General features: G+C 70.9%; 9 protein-coding genes and 1 pseudogene. 8 read left to right on the top strand and 2 right to left on the bottom strand.

Annotated features, from left to right (window positions below; translation table 11 throughout):
* Nucleotides 1-981 (bottom strand): YihY/virulence factor BrkB family protein (locus tag SACPADRAFT_RS26610; protein WP_007025068.1); only part of this gene is annotated, 981 nt, incomplete at its 3' end.
* Between the two features lie 198 nt (nucleotides 982-1,179).
* On the opposite strand from SACPADRAFT_RS26610, the gene SACPADRAFT_RS0209345 reads away from it, so the two are divergent.
* The 7 genes from SACPADRAFT_RS0209345 (at nucleotide 1,180) to SACPADRAFT_RS0209310 (ending at nucleotide 9,759) form a co-directional block, all read left to right on the top strand.
* Nucleotides 1,180-2,979 (top strand): DEAD/DEAH box helicase, encoded by a 1,800-nt coding sequence (locus tag SACPADRAFT_RS0209345; RefSeq protein ID WP_007025067.1) that lies wholly within the window; start codon nucleotides 1,180-1,182, stop codon nucleotides 2,977-2,979.
* 368 nt (nucleotides 2,980-3,347) lie between these two features.
* Complete coding sequence (locus SACPADRAFT_RS0209335; protein WP_007025066.1) at nucleotides 3,348-4,472, top strand: sugar ABC transporter substrate-binding protein; 1,125 nt, start codon at nucleotides 3,348-3,350, stop codon at nucleotides 4,470-4,472.
* The gene (locus SACPADRAFT_RS0209330; RefSeq protein ID WP_007025065.1) at nucleotides 4,469-5,269 is read left to right on the top strand and encodes an ATP-binding cassette domain-containing protein; all 801 of its coding nucleotides are present in this window, start codon (nucleotides 4,469-4,471) and stop codon (nucleotides 5,267-5,269) included. The genes SACPADRAFT_RS0209335 and SACPADRAFT_RS0209330 overlap by 4 nt, the downstream gene beginning before the upstream one ends.
* 75 nt (nucleotides 5,270-5,344) lie before the next feature.
* A complete protein-coding gene (locus SACPADRAFT_RS0209325; protein WP_007025064.1) occupies nucleotides 5,345-6,793 on the top strand; it encodes a sugar ABC transporter permease in 1,449 nt (482 codons plus the stop codon).
* Between the two features lie 183 nt (nucleotides 6,794-6,976).
* Nucleotides 6,977-7,321 carry an IS200/IS605 family transposase gene (gene tnpA, locus SACPADRAFT_RS26605; RefSeq protein ID WP_233357148.1) on the top strand — a complete coding sequence of 115 codons (345 nt, stop codon included), beginning with the start codon at nucleotides 6,977-6,979 and terminating at the stop codon, nucleotides 7,319-7,321.
* A 15-nt stretch (nucleotides 7,322-7,336) separates the two neighbouring features.
* Complete coding sequence (locus SACPADRAFT_RS0209315; RefSeq protein WP_007025062.1) at nucleotides 7,337-8,590, top strand: RNA-guided endonuclease InsQ/TnpB family protein; 1,254 nt, start codon at nucleotides 7,337-7,339, stop codon at nucleotides 8,588-8,590.
* Nucleotides 8,587-9,759 (top strand): ROK family protein, encoded by a 1,173-nt coding sequence (locus tag SACPADRAFT_RS0209310; protein ID WP_007025061.1) that lies wholly within the window; start codon nucleotides 8,587-8,589, stop codon nucleotides 9,757-9,759. Before SACPADRAFT_RS0209315 ends, SACPADRAFT_RS0209310 begins: the two co-directional genes overlap by 4 nt.
* A 199-nt stretch (nucleotides 9,760-9,958) precedes the next feature.
* Here the strand turns inward: SACPADRAFT_RS0209310 and SACPADRAFT_RS0209305 are convergent, their stop codons facing one another.
* Entirely contained in the window at nucleotides 9,959-10,138 is a 180-nt protein-coding gene (locus SACPADRAFT_RS0209305) for a DUF7455 domain-containing protein (RefSeq protein WP_007025060.1), read from the bottom strand.
* A 250-nt stretch (nucleotides 10,139-10,388) separates the two neighbouring features.
* Between SACPADRAFT_RS0209305 and SACPADRAFT_RS32540 the strand changes: the two are divergent.
* Nucleotides 10,389-10,599: pseudogene (locus SACPADRAFT_RS32540) on the top strand (EamA family transporter); the annotation flags it as partial.

Below are 10,599 nucleotides of genomic sequence, written 5' to 3'. Positions count from 1 at the left end.
GGTCCGCGCCGTACGCAGCCGTCCGCCGCTGCGTTCCCGTTCCGGGCCGCGCCACCGGCGGCGCTGTCGCCGGGTGCGCGGCGCGGGCCACAGCTCCTGGATCGCGCTGTTGAAGTAGGCACCGGTGATGATGGCCAGCCCGATGAAGAACGTGAACAGCAGGAACGCGATCGGGGTGGCGAGCGCGCCGTAGGTGTAGCCGGTGGTGGTGATCCACGCGATGTAGACGCGCAGGCCCACGCTGGACAGCAGGAAGATCCCCATCGCGAGGATCGCGCCCGGGACACCCCGGTGCCACGGCAGCTTGCGTGGCAGCGCCAGCTTGTACAGCGTCGCCAGCGCGAGCACCAGCAGCACCGCCAACGTGGGGTAGTACAGCACCGACAGCCACGACGCGATCGCGGGACGCCACGGCTCCGGGAAGAACTCCGGCAGCAGTCCGGGCCCGATCGCGATCACGGGCAGTCCGACCACCAGCACCACCAGGCTCGCCAGGTACAGCAGCAGGGCGAAGAACCGCTGCCAGATCTCGTTGCGCACGCGGTGCTGGTCGTGCGCGACGGTGATCGCGTCGACGAACGAGGCCATCGCCGACGAACCCGCCCACAGTGAGATGAGGAAACCCACCGACACGATCTGGCCCTTGCCGGTGGTGAGGATGTCGTTCACGGTCGGCGCGATGATGCCGGTGACGATGCTGTCGCTGAAGATCGTGTCGGAGAAGGCGAGAATCCGCTGCTGAACCCGGCGCACGACCTCCTCGCCGAACCAGTCGCCGACGTAGCCGAGGCTGCCCAGCAGGCCGAGCAGCAACGGCGGCAGCGACAGCGTCTGCCAGAACGCGGCCTCGGCGGCTTCGGCGAAGACGCTGCCGCCCCAGGCCCGGGCCATCGTGCGGCGCACCAGGCGCAGCGGACCCGCACCCCCGGGCCGTCGGCCGGCACCGGGGGGCTGCTGGCTACCGTCTTCACGCCTCCGCATCGCGGTGTCCAGCATGGTCCATCGCGGCCGCCCGCGTCTCGGGTTCTCCCGGTTCGGCGTGTCCTTTCCGTCGCCGTCCCGGCGGGAGGCGGTAGGCTGCCCGGTGCGCCCTCACCGCGCAGCCGGCACGGCCGCCGGCCGCCGTCGTGGGGGTTTTCGCATGCCGGTGTGGTGAGCTCGCGAGGGAGGGAAGCGTCGGTGTCGGACACGGCCGGAGCCCGGGGGGAGGTTGCCGCACCCGAACCGGCGGACGACGCGACAGCCCGGCCGCTGCGCGCCTGGCAGCGCCGTGCGCTGGCGAAATACCTCAGCCGCAAGCCGAAGGACTTCCTCGCGACGGCCACGCCGGGCGCGGGCAAGACCGTGTTCGGGTTGCGCATCGCCGCGGAGCTGCTGTCCGACCGCACGGTGGAGGCGGTCACCATCGTCACGCCCACCGAACACCTCAAGCACCAGTGGGCGGCCGCCGCGGAGGAGGCGGGCATCCCGATCGACTCCAACTTCACCAACGGCACCGGCGTCACCTCCCCCGACTACCGGGGCGTCGCGGTGACCTACGCCCAGGTGGCCGCGCACCCGACGTTGCACCGCGTGCGCACGGAGAACCGGAAGACGCTGGTGATCCTCGACGAGATCCACCACGCCGGGGACGCGAAGTCGTGGGGCGACGCGATCTTCGAGGCGTTCACCCCCGCCGTGCGGCGGCTGGGGCTGACGGGGACGCCGTTCCGCAGCGACGACGCCCAGATCCCGTTCGTGACCTACGAACCGGACGCCGACGGGGCACTGCGCAGCAAGGCCGATTCCTCGTACAACTACGCCGACGCCCTGGCCGACGGGGTCGTGCGCCCGGTGGTGTTCCTGGCCTACTCCGGGGAGACGTCCTGGCGCACCAACGCGGGCGACGAGTTCACCGCCCGGCTGGGCGAACCGCTCACCGCCGAGCAGACCGCGCGGGCCTGGCGCACCGCCCTCGACCCGTCGGGGGAGTGGATCCCCTCGGTGCTGCAGGCCGCCGACACCCGGCTCACCCAGCTGCGGGCGGGTGGCGTGCCCGACGCGGGCGGGCTGGTCATCGCCACCGACCACGAGTCGGCCAAGGCGTACGCGAAGATACTCGCCCGGGTGTCGGGGGAGCAGCCGGTCGTGGTGCTGTCCGACGATCCGAAGGCCACCAGGCGGATCGGCGAGTTCGCCGAATCGACCGACCGGTGGCTGGTGGCGGTGCGCATGGTGTCCGAGGGTGTCGACGTGCCCCGGCTCGCGGTGGGCGTCTACGCCACGTCGGCGTCCACCCCGTTGTTCTTCGCGCAGGTCATCGGCCGGTTCGTGCGGTCGCGGCAGCCGGGGGAGACCGCGAGCGTGTTCCTGCCGAGCGTGCCCGTGCTGCTGGAGCTGGCGAGCGAGCTGGAGACCGAGCGGGACCACGTGCTCGGCAAGCCGGACCGGGAGAAGGAGGGCTGGGACGACGAACTCCTCGTCGCGGCCAACCGCACCGACGACGAGCGTGGCGAGGAGGAGAAGGCGTTCACCTCGCTCGGCGCCTCCGCGGAGCTGGACCAGGTCATCTACGACGGCAACTCGTTCGGCACCGCGACGTTCTCCGGCAGCGAGGAGGAGCAGGAGTATCTGGGGCTGCCCGGGCTGCTGGACGCCGACCAGATGCGCGCGCTGCTGCGCAAGCGCCAGGAGGAACAGCTCGCCGACGCCAAACGCCGCAAATCCGGCGCCGGGAGGTCGACGGGTGCGGCCGGGCAGGGTCAGCCGGATCCGTCGTCGTCCGGGCAGGCGCCCGCACCGCGCCCGCAGTCGGTGAACGAGCGACTGAAGGCCCTGCGCAAGGAACTCAACACCCTCGTCGGGCTGCACAACCACCGCACCGGGAAGCCGCACGGCGCGATCCACAACGAACTGCGCCGCGTCTGCGGCGGCCCACCCACCGCGATGGCCACGGTCGAGCAGCTGGAGGAACGCATCGCCACCCTCCGCTCCTGGTGACCACCACAGCCGCCGCGAGTCGCCACCCCAGCACCGCGAGTTGACGTTCCATGCCCGCGAGTTGACGCTCCGGGTCGGCGAGTCGACCCTCCGGGTCGGCGAGTGGGCGCTCGAGCGCCGGTCACTCTGCGAACTGCATTCCCCGGTGCTCTGATACCCCGCACTCGGGCTCTCGCCGCGTCAGCCGGCCACTGAAGTGGAGCGTCGACTCACGGGCCCGAGGTGGCGACTCGCGGGCATGGAGCGTCGACTCGCGGGCATGGGGTGGCGACTCGCGGGTGTGGGGTGGCTGGATCGATACAGATTTCCCTTTCGTGTGATGCGGGGCATATGTTGTGCGCCGCAACATACTCGAGAAGGGGTGGCCGATGCGGACGAACAGACTTGCCACCGGTGCCGGCGCGATCGCCATGACGGTGACGCTCGCGGCGTGCGGGGCCAACGCCGGCGGCGGCGCCGAGGGCGACGACGGGCAGAACGAACAGGGAGAGGCGCCGCTGGGCTCGGTGGGCGTCATCCTTCCCGAGACGTCCTCGTCGTCGCGCTGGGAAGGCTTCGACAAACCCATGCTGGAGGAGGCGCTGCGCGCGGAGGGCTTCGACCCGGACGTGCAGAACGCCCAGGGGGAGGTGCAGAAGTTCAGCACCCTGGCCGACGGCATGATCGCCCGTGGGGTCGAGGTGCTGATCATCGCCTCGATCAACAGCGAGGTCGGCAGCACGGTCGCGGCCGAGGCGAACAACGCGGGCATCCCCACCATCGACTACGACCGGCTCAACCTCGGCGGGAGCTCCGACTACTACGTCTCGTTCGACAACGTCCGCGTCGGCGAACTCCAGGGCGAGGGCATGGCCCAGGCCCTGGAGGGGCAGGACGGCGCCGAGGTCGTCGAGATCGAGGGTGCCCCGACCGACAACAACGCCACGCTCTTCCACGAGGGGCAGCGCAACGTCCTGCAGCCGCTGTACGACTCCGGCGAGCTGGAGCTCGTGCGCAGCGAACCGATCGACAACTGGGACAACCAGCGCGGCGGCACCATCTTCGAGCAGGTGCTCACCGCCAACGGCGGTTCGGTCGACGGGGTCGTCGCGGCCAACGACGGGCTGGCCGGGGCGGTGATCACCGTGCTGCGCAAGAACGGTCTCGCCGGCACCGTGCCGGTGACCGGTCAGGACGCCACCCCGGCCGGGCTGCGCCGCATCCTGCGCGGCGACCAGTACATGACCGTGTTCAAGCCGGTCAAGAAGGAGGCCGAGGCCACCGCGAAGCTCGCCGCCGCGCTCGCCGAGGGGGACACGGCCGCCGCCGACGAGCTCGCCGGGGACGTGACCGAGGACCCGGAGGGCGACCGGGAGGTGGCCTCGGTGCTGCTCGAACCGCACCTGATCACCCGGGACAACGTCAAGCGCGTCGTCGACGAGGGTTACGTGGACGCCTCCGACCTGTGCGTGGACGACCTGGTCGACGACTGCGAGGAACTGGGGATCTCGTGAGCGGCACGGCAACGGCGGAACCCGCGGTCGAGCCCGCGCTGCGGCTGGAAGGGCTGAACAAGAGCTTCGGTCCGGTCCACGTCCTGCACGACATCGACCTCTCCGTGCGGGCGGGCGAGGTCACCGCGCTGGTCGGGGACAACGGTGCGGGCAAGTCGACGCTGGTGAAGTGCATCGCCGGCATCCACGCGGCGGAGTCGGGCACGGTGCGGTTCCGCGGCGAGCCGGTGCACATCCGCGGCCCCGCCGACGCGGCGGACCTCGGGATCGAGGTCGTGTACCAGGACCTCGCCCTCGCGGACAACCTGGACATCGTGGAGAACATGTTCCTCGGCCGGGAACGGGGGAGTCCGTGGCTGCTGGACGAGGCGGCCATGGAGCAGGCGGCCCGGTCGACCCTGGCCTCCCTGTCGGTGCGCACGGTCAAATCGGTGCGCACCCCGGTGTCCTCGCTCTCCGGTGGTCAGCGGCAGACCGTGGCGATCGCGAAATCCGTCCTGTGGGACAGCTCCGTGGTGCTGCTGGACGAGCCCACCGCCGCGCTCGGGGTGGCGCAGACCCGGCAGGTGCTCGACCTCGTGCGCAGGCTCGCCGACACGGGCCTCGGGGTCGTGCTGATCAGTCACAACATGGCGGACGTGTTCGAGGTCGCCGACCGGATCGCCGTGCTCTACCTCGGGCGGGTGGCCGCGGAGGTGCCCGCCCGGGACGTGACGCACGGCCAGGTCGTCGAACTGATCACCGCGGGCCGTTCCGGGGAGCTCGGACTGGCCCGCCCGGACACGGCCGCGCTGTAACGCGGCCCCGTCCGCGGGGCACCGGGCGGGCACCGCGGCACGCGACCAAGGCAGGCAGGACCAGGAAAGGGCGTCATGACGGAAACCTCCTCCTCCACGTCGCCGGACACGGCGGCCGACCCCGCCTCCGGCGACGCGGTGATCGCCGACTTCGGGATCGACACCACCGCGCTGTCCACCCGCGAGGCCGTGCGCGACTACCTCGCGCGGCTGCGCGGGGGACAGCTGGGCTCGCTGCCCGCCCTGCTCGGGCTGGTGGCGCTGATGGTGATGTTCACCGTGCTGTCCGACTACTTCCTGTCGCTGCACAACCTCGCCAACCTGTTGGCCCAGGGCGCCGGACAGACCATCATCGCGATGGGCATCGTCTTCGTCCTGCTGGTCGGGGAGATCGACCTGTCTGCGGGCACGGCGTCCGGGGCGGCGGGGGCCGTGCTGGCCATGCACTACGTCGAGGACGGCAATCTGCTCGGCGGGATGGGCTCGACGGTGTTCGTCGTGTTCCTGGCGGCGCTGGCCCTGGCCGCCGTGCTCGCCGCGCTGCTGCGCATCTGGGTGGGCAGTGCGGTCTCGGTGCTCGGCATCGTACTGGCGGGCGCGGGGATCCCGGCGAACCCGTGGGTGGAGATCCTGCTCGCACTGTGCGTGGGCACCGCGATCGGGTGCATCACCGGCTACCTGGTGGCCCGGATCGGCATGCCGTCCTTCGTGGTCACCCTGGCCCTGTTCCTCACCTGGCAGGGCGTGATCCTGCAGTTCATCGGGGAGGGGGGCGTCCTCGGGATCAGCACCTCCCCGGTGCTCAACGCGGTCGCCAACGGGAACCTGTCGACGCTCGGCAGCTGGGCCCTGTACGTCGTCGCCGTCGGTGGCTACGCCGCCATCACGCTAAGCGGTCATTTCCGCCGGATCCGCCGGGGCCTGGTCACCCGGCCGACGCCGCTGGTGCTGACCAAGGTGGGCGCGCTGGCCGTGTTCGGGGCCGTGGCGACGGCGCTGCTCACCGTGAACCGGTCACCGAACCCCTCGGTGGTCATCAACGGGGTGCCGTACGTGGTGCCGATCGTGCTCGGACTGCTCGTGCTGGGCACGTACGTGCTCAACCGGACCCGGTACGGCAGGCACATCTACGCGGTCGGCGGCAACCGGGAGGCCGCGCGGCGCGCGGGCATCGACGTCACCCGGATCCGCGCCAGCGTGTTCGTGGTGTGCTCGACGACCGCCGCTCTCGGTGCCGTGGTGTACTCGTCGAAGGTCGGTTCGGTGGACCCACAGGCCGGCGGCCTGAACACGCTGCTGTTCGCCGTGGGCGCCGCGGTGATCGGCGGGGCCTCGCTGTTCGGCGGGCGCGGCCGGGTCTCCAACGCCGTCATCGGCGGCACGGTCCTCGCCGTGATCGCCAACGGGCTCGGCCTGCTCGCGCAGCCCGCCGCGGTGGTCTCCATCGTGACCGGCCTCGTGCTGCTGCTGGCCGCCACGGTGGACGCGCTCTCCCGGCGCCGTGCGGGCGCCGGGGCCCGCTGAGCCGGGTGATCGGTGAGACGAAGCGCAGACCCCCGGAATGGTCCGTGGGGTTAGCGCGCCGCATCTAACTCAAGCGCCCAGCGGTAATCCTGTCGACGTTAGGTAGCGTGACGCTGTATAGCGTCGGCTATGGTCGTCACACTGCGCTCGAACTCGAACGTCACGTTCTAGTGCGCGTTCCACGTGGTGTGGTGCCCGAAGTACCGCCGCCGGGTCATCGGCGGCCGGATGGAAGAACGCTTGAAGCAGCTCATCGCCGAAGTCGTCGAGGAGAAGGGAGCGTGGCTGGTGGAGCTGGAAACCATGCCCGACCACATGCACCTTCTCGTCGAGGTTGACCCGCAGTACGGGGTGCACAAGCTGGTGAAGGCCATCACGGGACGCTCGTCCCGCGTGTTGCGGGACGAGTTCCCGTGGCTTCGCTCGAAGCTGCCCACGCTGTGGACGAACGCCTACTTCGTCGCGACGGTCGGCGGCGCGCCGCTGGAAGTCATCCGCAAGTACGTCGAGAAACAGGAGAACGTCTAATGGGGGAGGTGTTCCATGCTTGCCGGCCGCAAGTACCGCTCGAAGCTCACCACTGAGCAGGCCGCGCAGTGCGAGGAGTTCGGCAACGTGTGCCGCGCTGTGTGGAACACCGCCCTTGACCAGCGTCGTCAGTACCGCACGCGCGGCGCGTGGATGAACTACAACGAGCAAGCAGGACAGCTCGCCGACGCCAAGACCGAGCACGAGTGGCTGAAGGTTGCGCCGTCTCACATCCTCCAGCAGACCCTCAAGGACTTGGACCGGGCCTGTAAGGACCACGGAACGTTCCGGGTGAAGTGGCGTGGCAAGTCCCGCTGGAACCCTTCGTTCCGGTTTCCGATGGGAAAGCTCATCGAGGTCGAGCGCCTGAGCAAGCGCTGGGGCCGAGCGAAGCTCCCGAAGCTGGGGTGGGTGCGGTTCCGCATGACCCGCCAGATTGGTGGTGTGGTGCGGTCCGCGACCGTATCCCACGACGGCCGGGACTGGTTCGTGTCGTTCCTCGTCGACGACGGTGAGAAGACTCCGGAACAGCACGCCATGCCCGACACGGGTGTCGGTGTCGACCGGGGCGTGGTTGCTGCCGTCGCGACCAGCGATGGCAAGCTCATCGACCGCGGGTTCACCTCGCCTGGCGAGGCGGAGCGCTACCGCAGGTTGCAGCAGGAGCTCGCGCGGCAGAAGCGCGGTAGCCGGAACCGCAAGAAGACGCTCAGGGCCATGCGCGGCTGGAAGCGCCGCGAAGGTGACCGACGCGCGGACTTCTGCTCGCAGGTAGCCGCCGAGCTCACTGACCGCAACGCGCTGGTCGCACTAGAAGACCTGCGGACCCGCAACATGACCCGCTCGGCGAGCGGAACCTCCGAAGAGCCCGGTCGGAGCGTCGCCCGGAAGTCTGGCCTGAACCGCGCCATCCTCGACAAGGGCTGGCACAAGCTCGAACTCGCACTTCTCAACGCTGCCCGGCACACCGGCAGCGAGATCGTGAAGGTACCTGCTGCGTACACGTCGCAAGCATGCTCGGTGTGCCGCAACGTGGACCCGGACAACCGCAACAGCCAAGCGGTTTTCCGGTGCACCGGTTGCGGCCACACCGCGCACGCAGATGTCAACGCGGCAATCAACGTGCTGGCCGCCGGGCGGGCGGTTACAGCCTGTGGAGACCTCGGCGCTGGCCGGTCTGTGAAGCAGGAACCTCAACCGGCGTTAGCGCTGGTTGGAATCCCCCGGCTTCAGCCGTGGGGAGGACGTCAAGCGACGATGACCCTGTGACCAGCACTCCCGTGGCCCGGCCGGACGAGGTGCGCCGGTACAACCGCTCCACCCTGCTGCGCACCCTGCACCTGACGGGCCCGTGTACCCGGGCGAGTCTCGCCGGCGAACTCGGACTGAACCGCAGCACCATCAAGACGCTGGTGGACGGCCTGGCCGGGGCCGGGGTGGTCGCCGAGCGGGTGCCCCGCACCCAGCGGCAGGCGGGCAGGCCGTCGCTGCTGGTGCTGCCCCGCCCGGAGGCCGCGGTCGTGCTCGCCGTGGACGTGCGGGTGGGGCACGTGGCGCTGGCGCTTGTCGGCCTCGGCGGACAGATCCTCGGCCGGGACGGCTGGAACCTGCGCGAGCGCACCCGGACGCCGGAGGAGGTCGTGACCCGGCTGGTGGAGTCCGCGGGCCCGCTCGCCGCGGACCTGGGCGTGCGACCCGTGGCCTGTGGCATCTCGGTGCCGGGGGTGGTGCGCCGCGCGGACGGGCACGTCCACGAGGCGCCCAACCTGCGCTGGTCCGACGTCGCGCTGGGCAGCCGGCTGACGCGGGCGCTCGACATGCCGGTGGTGGTCGGCAACGACGCGGAGCTGGGGGCGCTGGCCGAGAACCTGCGCGGGAGGGCCACCGGGGCGGCCGACGTGGTCTTCGTCTCCGCCGACATCGGGGTGGGCGGGGGAGTCATCGCCCAGAGCGCGTCGTTGCGCGGCGGTGCGGGCTACCTCGGCGAGATCGGGCACATGGCCGTCCATCATCCCGGCGGGCGCCCCTGTTACTGCGGCAGCACGGGGTGCTGGGAGACCGAGGTGGGGGAAGCGGCGTTCTGCCGGGCGCTGGGGCTGCCGGAGACCAGTTCCCGGGGCCGGGTGGTGGCCGCCCTGCGGGGGCTGCGGGCGGACGACGAAGGGGCCCGCCGCAGGCTCGGCGACTTGGCGGAGTGGTTGACGCTGGGCCTGGTCAACGTGGTGAACCTGTTCGGTCCCGAACTGGTCGTGCTCGGGGACCTGTTCACCGAACTGCCCGCCCCGGTGCTGGACGACGTGGACCGCGCGGTGCGCGCCCGGAGCCTGGTCAGCCGGGCCCTCGGCGGCGTCCGGGTGCGCACCTCGGCCCTGGGCACCGACGTGAAGCTCCTCGGCGCCGCCGAGGCCGCCTTCGAGGACGTCCTCGACACGGTGTGAGCCGCCCCGCCCGCCGATCGTGCCGGTCGTGCCGTGAAGGCCCCCTTGCCTGCGTGTGACGCCGTGAGGGCCTCCTTCGCTGCGTGAGATGCCGTGAAGGAGTCCTTCACGGCACACCACCCCGTCGGAGGGGGACGGACGTGACAAGGGCGGGGACCCGACCGGGTCCCCGCCCTTTCTCGCGGCTGTCGGTGACGGCTCAGCGCTGGATGTCGGCTTCCAGCTCCTTCAGCTTGGCCTCGTACTCACGTCCGTGGTGGCCACAGAACAGCAGTTCACCACCGTTGGGCAGCACGGCACGCATCTGCGCCGCGGCGCCGCAACGGTCGCAGCGGTCCGCAGCGGTCAGTTCGGGGCGGGTGAGCGTCGATGATGTCATTGGAGAGTCTCCCTCCGTCCCGGCATCGCAAGCCGATGCCATCAGTTCAGCCGCGACCACCGAGTCCGGGTCACCCCCGATCGCGGTGTCGCTGCCTCCACTCTTACAGACGATTTGTTCCTCGCAAGTGTTCCGCCGGGGCGTGGGAGACGTGTCACGTCCGGCGCCGCCACCCCGCACGACCCGCCGCGACGGGGTCCGAAAGGCCCTCCCGCGACGGTGTTCCCGGTGGTCAGGCACGATCGTCCGCGTGCAGGTCCCGATCCTCCGACGCGGAGTCGACGCCGTTCCCGCCCCGGCGGTGTTCGTTCTCAGCGGAATCTCGATGTACGTCGGCGCGGCGCTGGCGGTGTGGTTGTTCGACGTGGCCTCCCCCGCGGGGGTGGCCTGGCTCCGCTGCCTCGGGGCGGCGCTGATCCTGCTGGCGTGGCGGCGGCCCGCCCGCGCGGCGTGGCGGGGGC

The sequence above is a fragment of the Saccharomonospora iraqiensis subsp. paurometabolica YIM 90007 genome, assembly GCF_000231035.2.
Lineage (GTDB): Bacteria > Actinomycetota > Actinomycetes > Mycobacteriales > Pseudonocardiaceae > Saccharomonospora > Saccharomonospora paurometabolica.
Note: the sequence above shows the minus strand (reverse complement) of the source record. Positions and strands in the feature narration are given on the sequence as shown.